Annotated in this window: 17 protein-coding genes and 1 pseudogene; 11 read left to right on the top strand and 7 right to left on the bottom strand. The window is 62.3% G+C overall.

Annotated features, from left to right (window positions below):
* Positions 1-504: 504 nt before the first annotated feature.
* Positions 505-742, top strand: a pseudogene (locus tag BMY06_RS13685) (transporter); the annotation flags it as partial.
* Positions 743-773: 31 nt separating this feature from the next.
* Here the strand turns inward: BMY06_RS13685 and BMY06_RS38680 are convergent.
* From BMY06_RS38680 to BMY06_RS13655, 7 genes are all read right to left on the bottom strand, one after another.
* A complete protein-coding gene (locus BMY06_RS38680) occupies positions 774-1,106 on the bottom strand; it encodes a DUF2867 domain-containing protein (protein ID WP_124263124.1) in 333 nt (110 codons plus the stop codon).
* Positions 1,107-1,446: 340 nt separating this feature from the next.
* Entirely contained in the window at positions 1,447-2,007 is a 561-nt protein-coding gene (locus tag BMY06_RS40650; protein ID WP_080180496.1) for a type VI secretion system ImpA family N-terminal domain-containing protein, read from the bottom strand.
* On the bottom strand, positions 1,997-3,142 hold the full coding sequence (gene tssG, locus BMY06_RS13675; RefSeq protein WP_080180497.1) for a type VI secretion system baseplate subunit TssG: 1,146 nt from the start codon (positions 3,140-3,142) through the stop codon (positions 1,997-1,999). The genes BMY06_RS40650 and tssG overlap by 11 nt, the downstream gene beginning before the upstream one ends.
* On the bottom strand, positions 3,139-5,028 hold the full coding sequence (gene tssF, locus BMY06_RS13670; protein ID WP_074983684.1) for a type VI secretion system baseplate subunit TssF: 1,890 nt from the start codon (positions 5,026-5,028) through the stop codon (positions 3,139-3,141). The genes tssG and tssF overlap by 4 nt, the downstream gene beginning before the upstream one ends.
* 15 nt (positions 5,029-5,043) lie before the next feature.
* On the bottom strand, positions 5,044-5,589 hold the full coding sequence (gene tssE / locus BMY06_RS13665) for a type VI secretion system baseplate subunit TssE (protein ID WP_074983682.1): 546 nt from the start codon (positions 5,587-5,589) through the stop codon (positions 5,044-5,046).
* Complete coding sequence (locus BMY06_RS13660) at positions 5,589-6,440, bottom strand: type VI secretion system accessory protein TagJ (protein WP_074983681.1); 852 nt, start codon at positions 6,438-6,440, stop codon at positions 5,589-5,591. The genes tssE and BMY06_RS13660 overlap by 1 nt, the downstream gene beginning before the upstream one ends.
* Positions 6,437-6,979 (bottom strand): TagK domain-containing protein, encoded by a 543-nt coding sequence (locus BMY06_RS13655; protein ID WP_074983679.1) that lies wholly within the window; start codon positions 6,977-6,979, stop codon positions 6,437-6,439. The genes BMY06_RS13660 and BMY06_RS13655 overlap by 4 nt, the downstream gene beginning before the upstream one ends.
* A 797-nt stretch (positions 6,980-7,776) precedes the next feature.
* Here BMY06_RS13655 and tssH point away from each other — a divergent pair.
* The 10 genes from tssH (at position 7,777) to tssM (ending at position 21,689) form a co-directional block, all read left to right on the top strand.
* A complete protein-coding gene (tssH, locus tag BMY06_RS13650) occupies positions 7,777-10,554 on the top strand; it encodes a type VI secretion system ATPase TssH (RefSeq protein WP_074983678.1) in 2,778 nt (925 codons plus the stop codon).
* A gap of 38 nt (positions 10,555-10,592) precedes the next feature.
* The gene (gene tssB, locus BMY06_RS13645) at positions 10,593-11,138 is read left to right on the top strand and encodes a type VI secretion system contractile sheath small subunit (protein ID WP_074983676.1); all 546 of its coding nucleotides are present in this window, start codon (positions 10,593-10,595) and stop codon (positions 11,136-11,138) included.
* Positions 11,139-11,216: 78 nt separating this feature from the next.
* Positions 11,217-12,722, top strand: a complete 1,506-nt coding sequence (gene tssC / locus BMY06_RS13640) for a type VI secretion system contractile sheath large subunit (protein ID WP_074983674.1) — start codon at positions 11,217-11,219, stop codon at positions 12,720-12,722.
* 108 nt (positions 12,723-12,830) lie between these two features.
* The gene (locus BMY06_RS13635; protein WP_074983673.1) at positions 12,831-13,226 is read left to right on the top strand and encodes a hypothetical protein; all 396 of its coding nucleotides are present in this window, start codon (positions 12,831-12,833) and stop codon (positions 13,224-13,226) included.
* On the top strand, positions 13,223-13,738 hold the full coding sequence (locus tag BMY06_RS13630) for a DUF3828 domain-containing protein (RefSeq protein ID WP_074983671.1): 516 nt from the start codon (positions 13,223-13,225) through the stop codon (positions 13,736-13,738). Before BMY06_RS13635 ends, BMY06_RS13630 begins: the two co-directional genes overlap by 4 nt.
* Positions 13,739-13,769: 31 nt before the next feature.
* Entirely contained in the window at positions 13,770-14,252 is a 483-nt protein-coding gene (locus tag BMY06_RS13625) for an Hcp family type VI secretion system effector (RefSeq protein WP_074983669.1), read from the top strand.
* A 96-nt stretch (positions 14,253-14,348) separates the two neighbouring features.
* Positions 14,349-14,867 (top strand): type VI secretion system lipoprotein TssJ, encoded by a 519-nt coding sequence (gene tssJ, locus BMY06_RS13620; protein WP_074983667.1) that lies wholly within the window; start codon positions 14,349-14,351, stop codon positions 14,865-14,867.
* 12 nt (positions 14,868-14,879) lie between these two features.
* A complete protein-coding gene (gene tssK, locus BMY06_RS13615) occupies positions 14,880-16,226 on the top strand; it encodes a type VI secretion system baseplate subunit TssK (RefSeq protein ID WP_074983666.1) in 1,347 nt (448 codons plus the stop codon).
* A gap of 96 nt (positions 16,227-16,322) precedes the next feature.
* Positions 16,323-17,606 carry a type VI secretion system protein TssL, long form gene (gene tssL / locus BMY06_RS13610; protein WP_244144372.1) on the top strand — a complete coding sequence of 428 codons (1,284 nt, stop codon included), beginning with the start codon at positions 16,323-16,325 and terminating at the stop codon, positions 17,604-17,606.
* Between the two features lie 39 nt (positions 17,607-17,645).
* A complete protein-coding gene (gene tssM, locus BMY06_RS13605) occupies positions 17,646-21,689 on the top strand; it encodes a type VI secretion system membrane subunit TssM (protein WP_074983664.1) in 4,044 nt (1,347 codons plus the stop codon).
* Positions 21,690-21,710 lie beyond the last annotated feature (21 nt).

Below are 21,710 nucleotides of genomic sequence, written 5' to 3'. Positions count from 1 at the left end.
AGTGATATCGAAGCCGCGTGCGTACGATCCCGATCTGTATCTATCAAACATTATACCGATAATGTCTAACATTATTGGATGAAGAGTTAGATACTTAACGTTATACGTAATAATATTTATCCATCGGCATTGCCGAGCGAGGTCACGATGCCATCAGGGGCCGCTCGCGCGTTCCGACCACATAGCGCAATGTTCTCAGACGAATCTGAGATAACGCCTCCTATCGGTTTCGAAGATCGGCGCGCAGCTTGCGCGTTCCAGGAGACGGCGGCGATGAAGACCCGCAGAAAACGAAGATCCGCGCCATGCGGGGGTGCACGGAGCGAGTCCGTGCACCCCCGCATGCACGCAATACGGTGCGCAGCGCTGATCTCGGCTGGCGTCGTCATGGCCAGCCCATCGCAGGCCACCGAGATGGCGCTCGGCCGCCCGGTCGCCGGCACCAGCGTGCTGACGGGCATTGGCGAATACCGCCGGATGGGAGGATTCGGGGCATGGTCTTGGGTGGGTCTGGTCGCGGGCACCGTCCAGCAGCTCTGCGGACGACACCGGCCCGATTGCCGATCAGCTGAACGGCTTTCGCGGCCATGATTCTGCACTCGGTCCGATCATCACCTATGGCACGAAGATCGGCGGCAAGGTGCCGTTTTCCGCGAGCCTGCGCTGGATGCCGACCATCGCCAGCAAGAGTCGCCTGAACAGCACCGCGTCGGTGATGGCCACGGCCACGCTCGCGTTCTGACGCGAGTGGCGCGCTGCCCGGTCGGAAAGGGTTATTTACCGCTGCCGCCGCGCACCATCGCGTTGATGATCTCGGTGCCTGGATCTCGGGCGGCCGATGCTGCCGGATGTGCACTCAGGTGACGGTCTTTCGTCCCGGGCGAACACCCTCGAAATATTCTGGCACGTGGGCCCGTACGCAGCTCCGAATCGAGTCCGTCGATCAGCACATCGCCGCGACGCAGCAAGGTGTCCAGCGCCTTCTCGATAACCGTGCGGCTAGCACCAAGCCTGAGCCTCAACGCGGCGATCGTCCAGCCGGAACCATCAGACATTAAACGCTTGATCAGTTGTGCAACGGTTGCCTCGTCCTTTCGCTCTAGCACGGTGTCTCCCCGCTAATTATGTCCCGGTTCAATGCAGTTGCGAATCAAACATAGCACGGATTCCGCAGGACACAAGTCTTGCCGGAATAGCGACCAACGCCAGATGATATGCCCGCCGCCGGCGCTCCCTGGGCGTATCCATGCAGACCAGAGACATCAGATAGACCCCCACCCGGCCGCGGTCCCGGTTAAGGGACGGCGTTGGCGTGGCACCTTCAGACGAATCCTGCCTGCCCTGAAATTCATCTTCGAGCGTTCACGCGTATCGGTGCGAGCGGACCTAAAGGGAGCGCATGGCAACCGTACTGAACCGAGCCGGGAATCGTGGAGGCTATTGGGTTTAAGTTAAAGCAGGCGCATCCGCAGTATTTCTGAGTTGCCTGTAGTAGTTTGCCTCAGCTTCAGCGGGCGGGATATAGCCGAGCGGTTCCATCAGTCGATGATGATTGAACCAGGCCACCCATTGCAGCGTTGCCAGTTCGACGGATTCCTTCGTTTTCCACGGGGCGCGCCGATGAATCAGTTCCGTCTTGTACAGGCCGTTAAGCCACGCTGTGAGCAGCTGCAGTCCTTCGGCAAGTCCCGTCGCCCCCGTCATGCGCGTGCGGCACCGCGTGAACAGCACGGCGAGCCGCATGTCCTTGCTACGCATCATGAGACGCCGGCAGTCGCGCTCCACGTCGCTCCAGTTAACCGGTTCGGGCGAGCCGACGAAGTCCCCGTACTGCGCGTCGCCCCTGGCAGCAACCTGAGCTTCGAGCACGACGAATTCCGGGTCGTACTCAAGGTCGGGGCCACATGGCGCGTCAACGCTGACGGGCGTGAGCCAATCGTGCGGCGGCGCTTCAATGCGGGCTGGTTTTTCCGCTGCCGCGCTCTTGTGCTTTCTGTTATGCCCCATCTTGTTCCTTCAACGGTGTTGTCTCGAAGTAGCTCGCGTCCTTGAGGCGGGTGGTGCCGTCGCTGCCCGTGTCCGCCACATTCGTTGTCACGAACTGATCTACATAGCGCTCGGGTTCAAACTTCATGCCGGTCACAGGCTGCTCATCGGGCGAGTTGCCGAGCCACGTCGACCAGCCCAGTTGCTGGGCTCCCGACATGACCGCCGGCGGCGCGCTGTGCGCACGAATGCGCAGTTCCAGCTCCCAGTCGAACTCGCAACCGACGAAAGTACGCACCCAGTCCACCAGTCTCGGCAGATCCCTTCCGCGTGGCGTGAAGCGCAGATACTCCTCAATGTCGAGCGGTCCGATGACGATTCGGAAGCGGTACTGCCGGTCGGGCACACGCTCACCGAGCATCGCGCTGCCCATCGTTGATGCGTCGCCCGGCCGCGCCATATAGCTGAGGTCATCCGGATCCACCTCGATCCAGTGAAACGCGTACTCATGGATAGCCACCGGCACACCGAAGTAGTGTTCGAGCGTCTGGCGAAGCCCATCCGGATTGCGCGCCTCCCGCACCAGATGCGGAGATGCCGCAAGCTGGGCGTGTGCGGGCAACACACGTTGCGACAGCTCGACCGGATCCTGTCCGTAGAGACTCGCGATGTAGAACGAAAATCGCTCGTTCTCCGGTCCCGGTCGGTCCAGCCCGGCGGTCGCCTGCGCACTCGCCCAGGCGCGATAAAAGAGGGTGAGGTAGCGGTGGTGGAACAGGTCCAGAAAGCGCACGAGCGTGGCGTCGCGCCGGCTCTCTTCGCGCTCACGCGCGACTTCGGTAAAGTGGATCGGCAACGCCCCGTTTGGCCCGAGCATGCCCAGGCTGAACAGACGCACCAGCAGGCGGCCTTCGCGCTCGCTGATGCAGGCGATCTCGCGCGGCGCGAACGTGAGACTCGGCTGCTGGCCCAGCCGGAATGGCTCGGCACGCGGGCGCTGCGCCAGACCGATTGGAGCCAGATCGGGGTTGGCGCCCAGGCGGCGCATCAGGGACAGAAAGCCGAACTGCCACGGTTCGGCCTGCATCTGTTCGAGCATCTCTGGCGACAGCCCCGTGTCGCGCAGCAAGGCGCCCTGTACAGCGCGATCGGTCATACGACGCCCCGCGTGCCCATGCGCACGGGCCAGCGCATGATGCGTCCGCGCTGCATGGATTGCAGCTCCGTCTGCGTGAACGAATTGATCGATACGTGGCGCGCCAGATAGTGCTCAAGAATCAGTCCGAAAAGGAACGGACTGCCGCCCGAAAATCCGCTCTCGTCGACCGTCAACTGGCATTCGGTACCGCGACCGAACACCAGCGGACCCGCGCCCGGCAGCTTTCTTGAGACCGGCCGGGTCTTCACGCCAAGCAGGCCCTCCACCTGGCGTTGATGGGTCGTGTCATCGCCACTGATGAAGAGTCGAAGCATGTCGCGCAGGCCCTGTCCTCCGGGGCGATGCTCCGAGTCTTCGAGCGGCACGGAGTTGAAGTTCAGCTGCCGGATCAGGCGCCATGCCGTTTCACGCTCGGCAAAAGGTGCACGCGGTGTGCTGGGCGGCCGGATGAGGCCGATACCCGCGACCGGCGTGTTCTCCTGTGGCTCCAGATCGTCCAGACCATCACGCGGCACCAGGTTTGGCAGGTCGCGATTGGTCAGCCAGGCGTCGATCGAGAGATAACGCATGCCTTCGTGGTACGGCGCCTCGAACTGGTCGACGAGCGAGACAAACACCTCGGTGCCGATGTAAGGCGTTCGCGTTCCGTAGCGCCGCGCCGAATCGGAGAGCAGCCGGCGCTCGCGGCGCAGGCAGAAGTATCGACCGTGATTGCCTTCGTCGTTGTTCAGCGTCTGGTAGAGCGGCCGGAACTCAAGCTTGGCCGACTTCTCCCCCACCTGCGCATGCAATGCGTCGATGGTGAACACTTCATAGTCCAGCGGCGCAAGCCGCTTGGGCACCATGTGAAATTCCGTCGCTGCTTCCTTCAGCTCAACGCGTTCGATCTTGCGTGGAAAGAGATTGATGACGGGCGTGCAGAACAGGGCAAAGCGCGAGGCGTCGACCAGCCCGGCCAGGCGATCGCCCGACTGGCTGAGCAACACGACGATTTCCGCTTCACGGCCACGAGCTTTGCGCAGTCCCTCCTGCAACCCGGTCAGCGTGAAAAAATAGAACCGGCTCGGGCACGCGAAATATTCGTGCAGGAGATTGTGGCCGTGAAACTTCGACCAGTTCAGCGGCAGAAGTCCCTCGTTGACGCCCAGCCCTTCGTGCACCACCGCGTTATGCGTGACAGCGGCAAACGGCCGGTCCTGATCGCCGAATGCGCCAGGTTCGCCTGTAATGGTCGCGACCCCGCCGGCGTGCAACAGCTCGAAGAGGTGTGAAGCCACCTGTTCGTCGCCGGACAAATAGAAGGGCAGTCGGTCCAGCCCCGCGAGCTCCGAAATCTTCTCCCCCTCGGTGACACGCAAACGCAGGCGCAGCGCGCTGCGCACCTGGGCGTGCGGCGGCACATAGCGGTCGAGCATCGGGATGTCAGGCGGGATGCCGGTCAGCCGCGCGCTGACAATCTCGAGCGGATAGAGCGTGACATCCTGACTGGTGCGAAATTCGCATGCCGTATTTTCGCCCGGTGGAATGCGGCTCATGAGCGTCGCGCCACGTTCGATCGTCAGTCCTTCGCCCAGATTGCCCTTTTTCGGATCCGGGAAATAGCGCGCCACCGCCATCGACGGTGTGGGCCTCACGTAGTTCGGGTACACCACTTCCAGCATGCGACCAGTGAACCTGGGAAACTCCGCGTCGATCTTGATCTGCATGCGTGCGGCCATGAAGCTGAAGCCCTCGATGAGCCGCTCGACATAGGGATCGGTCATCTCGCCAGCCTGCATGCCCAGGCGGCGCGCGATCTTCGGATGCGCCTGGGCGAATTCGTTCGCCAGCTCGCGCATGTAGATCAGTTCTTTGTTGTAGTACTCGAGCAACCGCGGGTCCATGCTTCTTTTTCCTTTTTAGCGAGCGCGCGCGTCCGCGTGCAGACGGCTAGTCTCCAGATCCAGCGAGCTTTGGACCATGAACTCGAGCGGGTACGGATCCATGCGGATCATGCCGTGGATCTCGAAGGCGAGACTGTTGTACAGCGTCTTGCCCTGCGTGCCGGCAGCGGGAATCACCTTGATCGTGTCCGCGATCAGACGCGGCTCGAAATTGATGATCGCCGTCTTCACTGCGCTCTCGATGTCGGACCATTTGCGCGTGGCCATGAAGGCGCCCGCGAGTGGCGGAACACCGAAGTTAGCCGTCGACTTCGCGGCGTGCTTGTAGCGCTTTTCGTCGATCAGGTTGCCGAGATTTGTCGCATTGAGCAGAAACGCCAGATCGCGCTGGATGATTTCGCGAAGCTGGGCGCGCGTGACGGTGTATTCCGAGGGCGCCTCGGTAGGCCGGTCTGGCGCGTCGTCGCGCAGCCGGTCCAGCAACGTCGGCATCAGATGATTGTCGGCGCGCCGCGGCGCTTGCGTGAGCGCCGCGGCGCCTGGTTTGTGCGGGCAGCGCATCAGTGCACTCCCGCGACGGTGCCCGACGCACCGAAGGTCGCATGCGCCAGTTCGAAAACGCTTGCGTCGCCTGCGCTCGTGACCCAGGTCTTGCGCCCTGAAGCACGCACCATCGTGCGCCCGCTCTCCTCCCAGCGCGTGCTGCGCCCAAGCAGCAAGCCGAAAGTGCCCGGGTCAGCGGAACGGCCCGAGTCGGGATAACGCGCGGGCATAAAGCCGTGCATGGGTGTGCCGTCCTTGAGCGTCACCACGCACGGCGCCCAAATCAGGTCGAGCAGGCTCACCGGCGGCATCACGTCCCAAGCGCTGATGTCAGCCATCGAGATCCAGCGGTAGCGCCCGGCCGTGATGATTTCGCACACTGGCCCGAGGCGCGAATCGCTGTCCGCAATCCACTCAAACGCATGCTCGCGGCTGTGGCCAGCGATGTGGGGAGCTGCCGCGATTGCCTTCCCGCGCGCATCATCCGAAGCGCTCCACTCCTGCCTTGCCCCGAGTGCGAGTGCGTCCAGCAGCGAGCGCATCCACGGCTCAACGTCGTCGAACACGAACGCTGGCAGTGTCGTGCCGGCGAGGACACTGGAGCGATGGCGCTCCGCACGCACCAGATCCCGGTAGACGTGAACCATGGGTGGGTCGGTGCCCTTGAGCTGCGCATAGATCTGTAGTTGCTGCACGGCGCGACCCCAAGACTGCACGATGCAGAGCCACTGAAAGAGCGCCCAGCGCAGATCCGCGTTAGTGGGAGACTTGCGGATCAGCACCTCGACGCGGGCAATCAGCTGGTCGGCGGTGACCTCGCCCAGTTCACTCAGGTGTGTGAGATCGGTTGTGTCTTGAAATTGGCTCATTCGGACGTCGTTCTGGTAACTTGAGCGTCTCGTCGGGCGTCTTCCGATACCGAGGAAAGTGCTGGTAACGGGCTGTCGATCGATAGCGTGTGGTGCTCTCGCTGGGCCAGCACAGGTGGTATCGATGCGCACCGATTCCCGACCTGACTCTGCAACTCGGGGGGCGCGAAAAGAAGGAGGACTTCCGGCACTCCATCAATCCTCAAGGGTTCCGGGGGGCCGCCCTTTTGCAGGGGACCAAAGGCCTCTTCGAGCAGATCGATATCACCCAGCAAACCCATCACGGCCTCCGGATTAATCCAGTCCTGGATCGTGGAGTTATGCGTCTGCCCGGACGCCCCGCTTTCATGGACAATCGATATCGACCGGTGGGTGGCCTGCGCGCGCGTCATCGGCATATGCCATTGCGAAGAAGACAACACCTGTGGCGACACCACGGCCTCGCAATACTGTTCGTACAGCGTGCCGAGCAACTCATCCTTCCCGAGCCGGCTCGCCACTTCCGCCCGCGTATTCGCATGCCCCGACTGGCCAAACATGTCAAATATCGTGGTGTGCTTCGCACGCCCGGATGGCTCGACACGTGATCGGATCGAAGCCCCTGCGCGATTCGATGTCGTTGTATGCACTTCTTGCCCGAGTCGGGCGAAAGATTCGTCGCGTCTGAGGGCAGTCTTGCTCCTGCGAAACAGGCTGGATAGTCGCATGAGTAGTGGATGTGTACGTGTAATGGACAGATAAGATCTCGACGGCATTGAATCGGTGTACAGCGTCCCCGAGAAACTCGATTAGGACATGGGCCACCAGTATCTGGCTATATATTTTCGACAAGGTTTTCGTGATTTCCTAGCTGGCCGAATAATTATTAACAAGAAAATCACATATTTCCTACATGCCAGCCACGCAATTCTGACAAACGTCGGAATCTTTTCACCCCAAATTTAACATCATCGACTCTCACTCACCAATCACTACTATTCAGTTGTTTTTTATCGCTTGCTGGATATAGAAAATTAAGCGATGGATTCTTGAATATTGAGATTTGCGAATACTATCCACGCGGATCACTTCACATTGCTCCACAGCAAATCAAAATATCTTTACATCATTGACGACGCAGAGTTCGCGTGCCAATAATGAAAACGACTGAAGTCAGGAAGATGATAATTTAAATACGAATGCGGGATATTAAATTCCATCACTCCCGCATTCCGAATCATTTCTGGATCGATAAGAGCTTCACCGGCTCCTACGTATCGTAGTCCGATATCGGTGAAGCAAACGGGGACGACCTGACAGGGGCGCAGCTCGGTCAGGTCTTTTTTGCGAACAATTCATGACGATTTCCCGCCAGGCGTTATTCGGCAAGCTCGGGGCCACCCTCTTTCGCAGCATCGAATCCGCCACCTCGTTCGGCAAGCTGCGAGGCAATCCGTACGTGGAGCTCGTCCACTGGGTGCATCAGCTGCTGCAGCTGCCTGACAGCGACCTGCATCGCATCGTGCGCCACGCCGGCATCGAGCGCGATGCGCTTGAACGCGACATCGCACGCATGCTTGCCGTCCTGCCTGCCGGTGCCAGCACCATCGATCTGTCTACCCTGATCGAGGCCGCGGTCGAGCGCGCATGGGTGCTTGCCACGCTTGAGTTCAACGAGCAACGCATTCGCGGTGCCTGGCTATTTGCAGCACTTGCCGGCTCCCCCGAACTGCGCCGGCATCTCACCTCGATCTCCCCGCAATTCAACCGTCTGCCCGCGGACAATCCGGGGGAGACGTTTCGTACCTGGGTGATCGACTCGCCCGAGGCGGCCGACAGCGTAACGCTCGATCAGGCCTTTGGCAGCGCCGCACCCGGCGAAGCGTCACAGGCGATTTCCGCTTCAGGCAAGACAAATCCTCTTGAGCAATATTGCTCCGACCTCACGGCGCGCGCGCGTGCCGGTGAGATCGATCCCGTTACCGGTCGCGAAACAGAAAACCACACACTCATCGACATTCTGTTGCGGCGCAGGCAGAACAATCCCCTGTTGACCGGTGAAGCCGGCGTGGGCAAGACAGCCGTCGTCGAGGGACTTGCGCTTGCCATCGCAAACGGCAACGTGCCCCCTGCACTCAGTAGCGTGCGGCTCATGACGCTAGATGTTGGTGCCCTGCTCGCAGGCGCGAGCATGAAGGGCGAATTCGAGTCGCGCCTGAAAGGCGTCATTGAGGCGGCTATCAAGTCGCCCGCGCCCATCATTCTGTTTGTCGACGAATTCCACACGCTTGTGGGTGCAGGCGGTCAGGCTGGCACCGGCGACGCGGCGAACTTGCTCAAGCCCGCCCTTGCGCGCGGCGGGATTCGCATGATCGGGGCGACAACGTGGTCCGAGTACAAGCGCCATATCGAGAAAGACCCGGCACTCACGCGCCGCTTTCAGGTGCTTCAGGTGGCCGAGCCACAGGAGGCTGCAGCCATCGACATGGTGCGCTCGCTCGCAGGTGCGTTTGCCTCCCATCACGGCGTCGTCGTGCGCGATGAAGCCATCCGCGCAGCGGTCCTGTTCTCGCATCGCTACATTCCATCGCGCCAACTCCCCGACAAGGCAATCAGCCTGCTTGACACGGCTTGCGCGCGCGTGGCGCTCTCCCAGCACGCCGTACCGCGCGAGCTCGACCATGTGCGTCAGCGCCTGAGAGCCGCGCAGGTTGAAATGGATCTGCTCTCGCAGGAGGCACGCATCGGGCTCGACGCCGGGGCGGCCGTGGTGGGCATCCAGGCGCGAATTGATACGCTTGCGCTCGAGGAAGCGGCCATCGCTGCGAGATGGCACGCACAGCGCGCGGCGGCGCAGGCTCTGGTCGATGCCCGCGGCGCAGTGCTTGCCCACGGCGGCGCGATCGACGCTTCGGCCATTGCGTCGGGCGCCGGAACGATTCACGAGGTGCCGGCGCCTGAGGCTCCGCCCTCGCGCGAAACCCTCCAGGCGCTCAAAAGCACCCTGCGCGATCTGCAGGGTGAACTCCCGCTCGTGTTCCCCGAAGTGGACGAAGCAATTGTCGCGGAAATCGTCTCGGACTGGACGGGCATTCCGGTCGGCCGGATGGTGACCGATGAACTGGCCACCGTGCGCAATCTTCCGGACATGCTGCAGGCCCGCGTGATCGGTCAGACGCAGGCGCTGCGCCAGATTGCCGAGCGGGTGCAGACCGCGCGCGCCGGCCTGAGCGATCCGAAGAAGCCGCTGGGTGTCTTCCTCCTCGCCGGGCCGTCCGGCGTCGGCAAGACCGAGACCGCGCTTGCTGTGGCCGAAGCGCTCTACGGCGGCGAGCAGAACACCATCGTGATCAACATGAGCGAGTACCAGGAGGCCCACACCGTCTCCGGGCTCAAGGGCGCGCCGCCGGGTTACGTCGGCTATGGCGAAGGCGGCGTGCTCACCGAGGCGGTCCGCCGTCGACCGTATTCGGTAGTTCTGCTCGACGAGATCGAGAAGGCGCACCACGACGTGCACGAGATGTTCTTCCAGGTTTTCGACAAGGGGTACATGGAAGACGGCGACGGTCGCTACATCGATTTTCGCAATACGACGATCCTGCTTACCAGCAATGCAGCGTCGGAGCTCACCGCCAGTCTGTGTGCCGATGCCTCGCTCGCGCCGGATCAGGAACAGCTGCGCCACGCGCTGGCGCCTGAACTGCTCAAGACCTTTCCGGCCGCGTTTCTCGGACGCGTCACGATCGTGCCCTACCGCCCGCTTGCCCACGATTCACTCGCGAGCATCGTACGGCTGCATCTCGAGCGCGTGGTGCGTCGTATGGCCGACGTTCACGGTATCACGCTCACCTATGACGATGCGGTCGTGGAATACGTCGTGGCGCACTGCCTCGTGCAGGAGACGGGCGCTCGCGTACTGATCGGCTTTATCGAGCAACACATCCTGCCGCGTCTCGCGTCGCTCTGGCTCGACGCACTGACTGCGAAGTGCACCCCAGCAGGTGTGCATGTCGCGATCGCCGACGCGCAGGCAGCGCCCGCAGACGCATTTGTTTTTGGGCAGCGCCACACGAGTGATGCGTCAACCGATCGCTCTCCCGCCGTTCCTGTCGCACCCGTCGGCCCGGCCGACTGAAGAACCGTCGCTTTCCCAACACTCTCACGGAGTCATGCATGTCCGAGTCGAACAGCTCCCAGAAATTTCTCGCGCGCAACCGCCCGCCGCGCGTGCAGATTGAATACGACGTCGAAATCTACGGATCCGAGAAGAAGGTCGAACTGCCGTTCGTGATGGGCGTGCTCGCCGATCTGTCGGGCAAACCGGTCGAGCCGCTGCCCCCTGTCGCCGATCGCACGTTCCTGGATATCGACATCGACAATTTCGACGAGCGCATGAAGGCCATCAAGCCGCGTGTCGCGTTCTCCGTACCCAACACGCTCACGGGCGAAGGCCAGCTCATGGTCGACATGACCTTCGAGAGCATCGAAGACTTCTCGCCCGCCGCCGTCGCCGGCAAGGTCGACTCGCTGCGTCAGTTGCTCGACGCGCGCACGCAGCTCGCCAACCTGCAAACCTATATGGACGGCAAGTCCGGTGCGGAATCGCTCATCAACAAGGTGCTGGCCGATCCTGCACTGCTCAAGTCGCTCGCGGCCGCTCCGAAGCCGCAGGCGCCGACGAGTGACCCGGACGCGCCCGCTGCCGGCGAGCTGAACTGAGCGCGGCCGGTGTGAGGTAAGGCACGCATCTGCCCACACCTGCTTGAACCCTTCGCATCCAGACTGAAAAGGTACTCCATGCAAACCCAGCAGGCTAACACTTCCGGCAAGAACGCCGGCGGCGCGGTACAGACCCAGAGCGACTTCTCGCAGCTGCTCGCGCAGGAATTCCGCCCCAAGACCGAGACGGCGCGCAGCGCCGTCGAACTCGCCGTTCAGACGCTTGCCGAGCAGGCACTGCGTCAGTCCGTCACGATCAGCGACGATGCCTACAAGAGCATCGAAGCCATCATCGCGGAAATCGACCGCAAGCTGTCCGCGCAGACGAACCTGATCATCCACCACGACGATTTCCAGAAACTCGAATCGAGGTGGCGCGGGCTGCATCACCTCGTTTCGAACACAGAGACCGACGAGCATCTGAAGATCCGCTTCATGGACGTCTCGAAGGACGATCTGCGTCGCACGATGAAACGCCACAAGGGCCTGGCATGGGATCAAAGCCCGTTCTTCAAGCAGATCTACGAAGAAGGCTACGGTCAGCTCGGCGGCGAGCCGTATGGCTGCCTCGTGGCAGACTACTATTTCGACCATACGCCGCCCGACGTCGATCTGCTCGGTTCGATCGCCAAGATCGCCGCCGCCGCACATATGCCATTTATTTCCGGTGCATCGCCCTCGGTGCTGCAGATGGAATCGTGGCAGGAACTCGCGAACCCGCGCGACCTCACGAAGATCTTCTCGCAGAATCTCGAGTACGCGCCGTGGAACTCGCTGCGCAATACGGAAGACGCGCGCTACATCGGTCTGGCGATGCCCCGCTTCCTCTCGCGTCTGCCCTACGGCGTGTCGACCAACCCGGTCGACGAGTTCGACTTCGAGGAAGACACCGACGGTTCGGACCATCGCAACTACGCGTGGGCCAACGCCGCCTACGCGATGGCCGTGAACATCAACCGCAGCTTCAAGCTGTATGGCTGGTGCTCGCTGATCCGCGGCGTCGAATCGGGCGGCACGGTCGACAACCTGCCCTGCCATACGTTCCCGACCGACGACGGCGGCGTGGACATGAAGTGTCCCACCGAAATCGCGATCTCCGATCGCCGTGAAGCGGAACTCTCGAAGAACGGCTTCATCCCGCTCGTGCATCGCAAGAACACTGACAACGCCACGTTCATCGGCGCACAGTCGATGCAGAAACCGGCCGAGTATGCCGACCCCGACGCCACGGCCAACGCTGCCCTCTCGGCGCGCCTGCCGTACCTCTTCGCCTGCTCGCGCTTTGCGCATTACCTCAAGTGCATCGTGCGCGACAAGATCGGCACCTTCCGCGAGCGCGAGGACATGCAGCGCTGGCTCAACGAATGGATCATGAACTACGTCGACGCGGACCCCGCGAACTCGTCGCAGGAAACCAAGGCGCGCCGCCCGCTCGCCGCGGCCGAAGTGGTGGTCGAGGACGTCGAAGGCAATCCGGGCTACTACGCGGCGAAGTTCTTCCTGCGCCCGCACTTCCAGCTCGAGGGCCTGACGGTTTCGCTGCGACTCGTCGCACGTCTGCCGTCCGTCAAGGACGCAGCCTGATATCCGGACCAGGCTGACACACAGCGAGTTTGACACCGTATTGCGCGGGCCCCGGACATGTTCTGCGGCGCGCGCGATACCACTGCATTACTCCACTAGGAATCAAGGATGAGTAATCTGAATCTCACCGCTTCAATCGCATGGTTGAATGCTCACGCGCATGCCGCTTCCCAGAGCAAGTGCGCGGAGAATGTCCGGCTCGCATTGCAGGCGGGCGGCGTCGATATCCCCCCGGTGGCCGCGCGCAATTTCGCGAAGAATTATGGTCCGTTGCTGTTGGCCCAGAACTTCACCGAGGTTACCGGTGGGGCGCCGAGCTCACCCCAGAAGGGCGATATCGTGGTGATTCAGCCCTACCCGGGTGGAAACATCGCTGGCCACATCGCCATGTACAACGGCCACCAGTGGGTCTCCGATTTCCGGCAGATCGACATGTGGGGCGGTCCGGGCTACCGGTCCAACAAGCCTCCTTTCAAGATCTATCGCTCGCAGGGGGCTGAATGATGCGAGCGCACCTTGTCCGGATCGCACTGTTCATCAGCATGTGCGCACTCGCGCCGACGGTTTTCGCACAAACCGCCGCTTCCGCTCAGGCTTTCGTCGAGAAAGTCTATGCCAGCTACAGCGCCGATGGAAGCACGGTCAATCTGTCCGGAAAAGGTCGCGATGCAGTGACATCGTCGTCGCTTGCCGCACTCGTCAGAAAGAACCAGCGACTTCTGCGTGGCGAAGCCGGTTACCTCGGCATGGATCCGGTCTGTCAGTGCCAGGACCATGACGTCAAGGACATGCATGTCGACGTACACATGCGCACCAAAACCCGCGCCGACGCAAACGCTTCGTTTCTCAACAACGGCGAGCAGCAACGTGTGAAGTTGAATCTCCTGTGGCAGTCCGGTCAGTGGCGAATCGACGACATCAGCAGTCCGAACGATACGCGCAGTCTGCGTCAGGCTTTGGCGCAGGAAAACAGGGAAGCAGCAAAGGCAGGTTACGGAACTTCAGTCCGTAAGTGAAGGTAGAACTTTCTACAACAAGGAGTCAAAAATGGCGCAGGATATCTTCATCAAGATTAACGGCATCGACGGCGAAGCGAAGGACGCAGCGCACCAGAGCGAGATCGAGGTCACGAGCTGGGGCTGGCACATTTCGCAGCAGTCGAACATGCACATGGGTTCGGGTGGTGGCGCAGGCAAGGCAACCGTCGACGATCTGACGTTCGTGCATCAAGTGGATCGCGCAAGCCCGAACCTCATGAAGTACTGCCTGACCGGCAAGCACATCGATCAGGCCGTCCTGACGGTGCGCAAGGCAGGCGGCAACCCGCTCGAGTATCTCAAGCTCACCATGAGCGACGTGATCGTCACGCAGGTCTTTCCGTCGGGCAGCAATAGCGACAACGGCATTACCGAGCAGGTCCGCCTGTCCTTCTCGAAGGTCAAGCAGGAATACGTTGTGCAGAACGCGCAAGGCGGCAGCGGTGGCGCGGTAACCGCCGGCTACGACATCAAGCTCAACAAGGAAGCCTGAGCTTCGTAAGTCTCGCGCCCGGCTCTCGATCCGGGCTTTTTTGCCTGTCTGCCTCGTGGTTCGTTCCTCGGGGCAGTCTCTTTCAGCGGTTCGCCGATGCGTCCATTTCTATCCGTCCTTGTGTTGGGCTGCGCGCTGCTTCAGGCCGCGTGCGTTAGCAACACTGGCACCAAGGTTGTCCACGAACCGATCAAACTCGATCTTCATGTCGAGGCGGCCTCGAATGTCAATCCGGACGACGAGAAGCGCGCCGCGCCAATCATTGTGCGCGTCTACGAACTGAAGAACGTTGACGCATTCAACGCGAGTGACTTCTTCTCGCTGCAGGACAAGGACAAGAGCGTACTGAACGACGATCTCGTCGTACGCGACCAGTTCCAGCTTCGGCCAGGTGAGAGCAAAACCATCCAGCGCATTGCCGATCAGGCAACCACCACGCTAGGGGTGCTCGCCGCCTACCGCGACCTGCCCAATTCCGTCTGGCGCGCGACCTGGACGCTGCCGTCGGCGCCGCCGCAAGCCTGGTACCGGTGGGGCCAGAAAGTAAAGCTGACCATCCGGCTTGATACCAACGCTATCAAGATCACCGACGAACAACCGCAGAGCAGGAAATAACGGACGAACACCATGAGTTGGTACAACAAGGTCACCTGGAGTGAAGGACTGTTCCTGCGCCCGCAGCTTTTCCAGCAGCAGGAGCGCTATCTCGAATACTTCACTCACAAGCGCACCACACCCCTGTCGCCCTTTTTTTTCGGCTTTTCCCATTACACCATCGACAGCGAAGCGCTGGCGCTCGGCAAGGTGATCCTGAAGTCGGCCAGCGGTGTGTTTGCCGACGGCACCCCGTTCGACGCGCCGGGCAACACGCCGCCGCCCACGCCATTGACCGTACGTGCCGAGCATCTCGAGCAGGTGATTTATCTTGCTGTGCCGATCCGTGTGCCGAATGGCGAAGAAACCACATTCGATGGCGCGGCGGACACACTCGCGCGTTATGCGGTATTCGACACGGAACTGCGCGATACGAACTCGATCGGTCAGGGCTCGCGCGCAGTTCAGCTTTGCAATCTGCGCCTGCGCCTCGTCCCCCAGAAAGAGATGACCGACGCATGGATCGGTCTGCCGCTTACGAAGGTCAAGAGCCTGCGCGCCGACGGCAGCATCGAGATCGACGATACGCTCGTGCCGCCCGTATCGGGCTATGGCGCAAGCACGCTAATTTCGGGGTGGCTCGCCAGGATCCATGATCTCACGCGCCTGCGCGCTGAAGCGCTCGCCACCCGCCTGACCGGCAGCGACGGCAAGGCCGGGTCGGTCGCCGAAGTCTCCGACTATCTGCTTCTGCAGACACTCAACCGTTACGAACCACTGCTGCAACATCTGCGACGCGTTCCGACCACGTCGCCCGCAGAGTTGTACGCACTGCTCATCAGCATGGCCGGCGAGCTGTCAACCTACGTGCGGCCGTCCACGCGCCGCCCGCTCGACTCTCATCCTGCCTACCAGCATATCGAGCCACATTTGTGTTTGAAACCCGTGGTCGACGACACGCACGCGCTCCTCAATGCCGTGCTCGTACGCAGCGCACAGAGTATTCCGCTCAAGGATGCGGGGTATGGCATGCGCAACGCCGTGGTCGATCCAACGGAAATGCGGAGCTTCAGCTCGGTCGTGCTGGCCGTTGCCGCGCAGATGCCGCCCGACACACTGGCGCAGGCCTTCGCCACCCAGTCCAAGATGGGGCCGTCCGAGCAACTCCCCGATCTCGTGCGCTCGCACCTGCCTGGCATCGGCTTGCGCACGATGCCGGTCCCACCGCGCCAGATCCCGTTCAACGCGGGCTACATCTACTACGAACTGGAGCGCACTGGCCCACTGTGGGACACCGTCGCGGAGTACGGCGGCATCGCGCTGCACGTGGCGGGCGACTTCCCCGGGCTGAAGCTCGAACTGTGGGGCATTCGCGGATAACGCAGCCCACCACGACATAAATCTCATCTGGCGCGCGCGAATACGGCGCCGCCTTTCACACCACACCAGGGGACCATCGTGAATCCAGACAGGGGCATGCCGTCGTTCGGCACCGGCTTTATGCCGCAAGACCCGGGAGATTCCGCTCGCGCGCAATCTGGCACCCAGAATACCGACCTGCCCGTCTCGCTGCTGCCTGGCATTCCGGCGGGCGAACCCCAGGCCGCGCGCATGCAGGCCATCGAGAAAGCCGCCAATCCGCTGCTGGAAGCCGCGCGCCCTCTGCTTCGCGCACTCGCCGACATGCCACGCGAACTCGATCAGGTCGCCATCAACCAGTTGCACCTGCTGCTCAAGCAGGAGGTGCGCGTCTTCCAGCGTCTGTGCGAGCTGACCAACATCCGGCGGGACCACATGATTGGGGCGCGCTACTGCCTGTGCACGGCGCTCGACGATGCCGCGACGCAGACCACATGGGGTCGGCGCGAGAGCGGTGTCGAATGGATGCGCAAGGGCCTCGCGACGGAATTTCATGAGGACCGTCAGGGCGGCGACAAGGTGTATCTGCTCATCGGCCGGTTGATGCATGAGCCGCGCGAACACCTCGATCTGCTTGAAGTGATCTATCGCATCCTGAGTCTGGGCTTCATGGGCCGCTACCGTCACGAAGCCGATGGCCAGCGCAAGCATGACGGTGTACGGCAGCGCATCTATAACGAATTGCAGGCCGCGCGCGGCATCGTGCCGATTGCCCTTTCCCCGCACGTACAGTCCGACGCCCGTGGCAACCGCCTGTCCTTCTATGACTTCCCGGTCTGGATCACCTTCGTCGTGCTCGGGGCAATCCTGCTCGCGTTATTTGGCTGGTTCAAGTACCACCTGCTCAATCACAGTGAGCAGGTCGAGAAGCAGATCATCGATATTGGCCGTCTGACGCCCCCACCAGCACCGCGCCTGCCGCACCTGAAGGAACTGCTCAAGGCCGAGATCGCAGCGGGCACGGTGAGCGTCGACGAAGATTCGCAGCACAGCTCGGTGACCTTTCGGGGCGACGCGATGTTTGCACCTGGTGGCGTGAGCGTCAATGCGTCGATGGGACCGCTCATCGCGAAGATAGCCAACGAGATCATTAAGGTACCGGGCAAGGTGAGCGTGACTGGCTACACGGACAACGTGCCGATCCGCAGCCGCCAGTTTGCCTCCAACGACGCTCTATCCGAAGAGCGCGCCACGCAGGTGATGCAGATGCTGCAGGCAAGCGGCGTGCAGGCAGGCCGTCTGGAGGCAATCGGCAAGGGTGAATCGGATCCGGTGGGAGACAACGCCACCGTGCAGGGACGGGCGCAGAACCGTCGCGTCGAAATCACTGTCACGCCCTGACGCCAGGTCTGTCACGGCCAACCGGAATTCAAGGTTCACATGAAGAAGCTGTCTTCGTTTCTGTCCTTTCTCACGTCGCGCTGGTTCCTCGCGTTTTTCGTCCTGATACTCGTGGCGGTGGGGATTTGGTCCTTCGGTCCCTACGTCGCCTTTGGCGGCCTCAAGCCCCTGGCCACTGTCGGCATGCGCGTGCTCATCATCGCCTTGCTGTTTGCGGCCGTACTGCTCTGGCTGCTGGGCTGGTCAGCCGGTATCGTGCTCGGCGCGCTGCTGTGTCTGCTGATCTGGCATGCCGCCCCACTGCTCACCTTCGGCCAGATCGAGCCATTTGCGTCGGTGGCCTCGCGTATCACCGCGATCGTGGTCGTCGTAGCCCTGTTCGCGATCTGGGGCCTGTACCGGCTCTGGCAGCGCATGCGCCGCGATGACGACTTTCTGCGCAAGGCGCTGGCATTCGGCCAGAAGAAAGAGGAATCGCCGGCGGCCGGGCGCATTCGCGAAGTCGAGAACGTCGCAGGTAGCGTCATGGTTCGGCTCAAGGCGATGCGCACAGGCGCACGCGGCGTCGGGCGGCTGTTTCAGGGCACGCGCTATCTCTACGAAGTGCCCTGGTACATCGCGCTGGGCGCGACCGCTTCTGGCAAAACCAGCGCCCTGCTCAATGCCGGGCTGCACTTTCCCGTAGGGGCGCCCGCACCGCGCCCAGGGGGCAGCCCTGGCCACACCCGTCAGGTAGACTGGTGGCTGACCAATGACGCGGTTTTGATCGATACGGCCGGTTACTACACACTGCACGGCACCTCGACGCAGTCGCTGCCGGCGCAAGTCGCGCTCGCCCGCACTCAATCGGGCAGTGAAAAAGACGGTGACAAGCTTGGCGAGAAAACCGATATTGCCAAAACCATCACGGACTTCGGTGAAGACGCGGCACAGCGTGTGCTTATCGATGAAGACGAATGGCAGGGCTTTCTCTCCCTGCTGCGACGCCAGCGTCCGCGCGCCCCGATCAATGGCGCACTGCTCGCCGTCAGCGCAGGTCTGCTCTCGGACCCCGACGCGAGTGTGCGCAGCGCCGAAGCAGCAGCACTGCGTGCGCGACTGACAGATTTGCGCGCCGTTCTTGGCATCCGCTTTCCGGTCTATCTGCTGATCACACAGATGGACCGCGTGCCGGGCTTCGCCGAATACTTCAGCTCGCTCACGGAAGAAAGCCGCGGGCAGATGTGGGGCTTCACCCTTCCGCTGGGCGGCACGACCGCGCACGGCGACCTCGTGGCCAAAAGCCGCCAGGAGTTCGAGCAGTTGAGCGCGCGTCTGGCGGGCGGCGTGAACACGCGCCTGGAAGACGATTACGATCCGGAGCGACGCCGCAGTCTCGCGGCGCTGGCCGAATCGTTCGCCGCGCTCGGTGCGCCGCTTGACGATCTGCTCACTGAACTCTTTGCCGATTCACGCTACGACGACACCCAGCTTCGTGCCACCCTGCGCGGGGTCTATTTCACCAGCGCGACGCAGCAGCACGGAGAAACCCTGACACCGGAGCCGCTCACGATCATCGAGCGTCTGCGACGGGGACTGGCGCGCCCGCTCGCCGACAGGGAAGATACCGCGCAAGGTGGGTCGGGCATCATTGCCAACCACAGCTATTTCCTTCATGACCTTTTCGCGCGCGTCGTGATTCCCGAGGCGCATCTCGTGCGCCCCAACCTGCGCTGGGAATACCGCTTCCGGTTCCTGCGTCTGCTCGGTCATGTTCTCGCGCTGCTGCTGTTCGTGTGGCTGGCGTTCGGGCTGCGCATGAGCTTTGGTCACAACACCGACTACCTCGACGCGATCGGGCGCAAGACGCAGGCGCTCGCGGCGAAGGTCACCTCGCTCTACCGCGAACCCAAACCCGATGCAGTGCCGGACACGCTGGCTGAGGCCCGGTATCTGCCAACGCTCACGGGTCTCGACCTGTCCGATCCTGACAGCGCGTGGCGCTACGGCCTGTACACCCCGCCTGGCGTCGTACAGGCAAGCCGCGACACCTATCGTGCGCTCGAAAACAATCTGCTGCTGCCACAGATCGTTCACCGGCTCGAAGACGTGATGGCGGCGTCAATCTCGGGCAAGGATGCCAAGGCAACTTATGACGCGCTGCGCGTCTACCTGATGCTCTACGACCGGCAGAAGTTCAATGCCGGCGATGTGAAGGCATGGGTGCTGGACGACTGGGCGAGGACTGACAGCGCCTCGGTATTTGGCGGGCGCGCGTCGATGATCTCGCATCTGGAGCAGCTCTTTTCGGGCGACGAAGTCGTGCAGTCTCCGCTCATCCGCAACGACGCGCTTATCCAGCAGGCCCGTGCATTGCTCGACAGCAGCAACGCCACACAGCGCCTCTACGAGCGCGCCAAGGCGGACATGCTCAAAGAGGCACCGGATGAATTTACGCTGCTGCGCGCGGTCGGCCCCCAGGCCGGCACGATCTTCACGCGTGCGAGCGGCGCGCCACTTTCGCGCGGAGTATCCGGGCTCTTCACCTTCGACGGCTACCGCAACCTCTTTGACAAGCGGGTGCGCGAGTTCGCGAGCGCGGCGCGCGATGACGATGCGTGGGTGATGGGGCGCTCCTATCTGGGCGAGGCTCAAAAAAAAACGGCTGAGCTCGCCGCCGGCGCAACCGGTGCCGACGATCCCGTCACCGAAGCCATCCGTCGCCTGTATCTGACGGAGTACGCCCAGCAGTGGGACGCCTTCCTTGGCGACATCCGTACCGTCAGGGGTACGAGCCTCGCTTTCAACCTCCAGGTGCTGCGCCAGTTCGCGGCACCCGACTCGCCCCTTGGGCGACTCGCGCGCGCCGCTGTGCGAGAGACGACACTTACGCGCGCCGTGGTGAACATCGATCCGTCGATCCTTCAGAAAGCAGCGGGCAAGGTCGTCGACAAGGCACTCGGCATCCGCGCCGAAGAACGTATCGAGCGCGAACTGGTCGACAGTCACTTTGCAGCGCTGCGCGAAAGCGTCACGGGCAGCGCTGACGTGCAGAGCGACACCGCAGCGGCGCAGGGCGGCTCCATGGCAGGCAAGACCGGCCTCGACGCTATCACGAGCCTGCTCAACGACTACTATACGTCGTTGACTGTGGCAGATAACGCCATCGCCAACAATAGCCTGCCACCGACGAACGACGCCGCCGCCAAACTGAAGATGGCTGCCGCCACCATGCCAGCGCCATTCCGTGAAGTCCTGCTCGGCCTGTCGATCCAGGGCTCGCGCGAAGTCAACCAGGGCATTGGCCAGCTGCTCTCGCGCCAGATGCAGGCCGTGGTCAACGACACCTGCCGGCTCACCGTGGAGGGCAACTATCCCTTCGCACCCGACAGCAAGCGTGATGTGAGCATCGATGATTTCACACGGGTGTTCGCCCAGGGCGGCGTGCTCGACGACTTCTTCACCAAGAACCTCGCGCCGTTCGTCGACACGTCGGCAAGACCCTGGCGCTACCGCACGCTGCCGGGCGCGACCGAGCCTGTTCAGGGTCCGGATCTCGAACCGTTCCAGCATGCGAAGGCGATCCGCGAGGTGTTCTTCGGCGATCAGGGCAAGCAGTTGGCGTGGAAGGCTGATGTGCGTGTGCCGGAACTGGATCCGACAATCCTCGGCCTTTCAATCGACATTGACGGGCAAAGCATGCTCTACCAGCACGGCCCGCTGCAGCCATTCTCGATCAACTGGCCTGGACCGCGCGGTGGGGTACATGCGGAGATCACGGCCAATCCACGCATTCGCATGGAAACGTCAACCGTTTCCGTAGATGGCCCGTGGGCGCTGATGCGCCTGATGCAACGCGGACACGTGATCCAGACGGCAACGCCCGGTCGTACGCGCGTCGCATTCGACTTCGACGGTCGCAAGGCGGTCCTCGACATCGCAAGCGCCGGTAGCCTGGCCAACCCGCTCACGAGCGACCTGCTGACGACCTTCCGCTGCCCGAGTTCGATGCCGATGCTTAGCCTGCCCGATAGCGGGCCGCCGGTTGGTCTGCCGCCTGCTGGAGCGGTGCCGATGCCGGCGGCAGGGACGGTCAGCGGTTGATGCAGCAAGTAATGCGATCAG

This window comes from Paraburkholderia tropica (assembly GCF_900109265.1).
Taxonomy (GTDB): Bacteria; Pseudomonadota; Gammaproteobacteria; order Burkholderiales; family Burkholderiaceae; genus Paraburkholderia; species Paraburkholderia tropica.
Note: the sequence above shows the minus strand (reverse complement) of the source record. Positions and strands in the feature narration are given on the sequence as shown.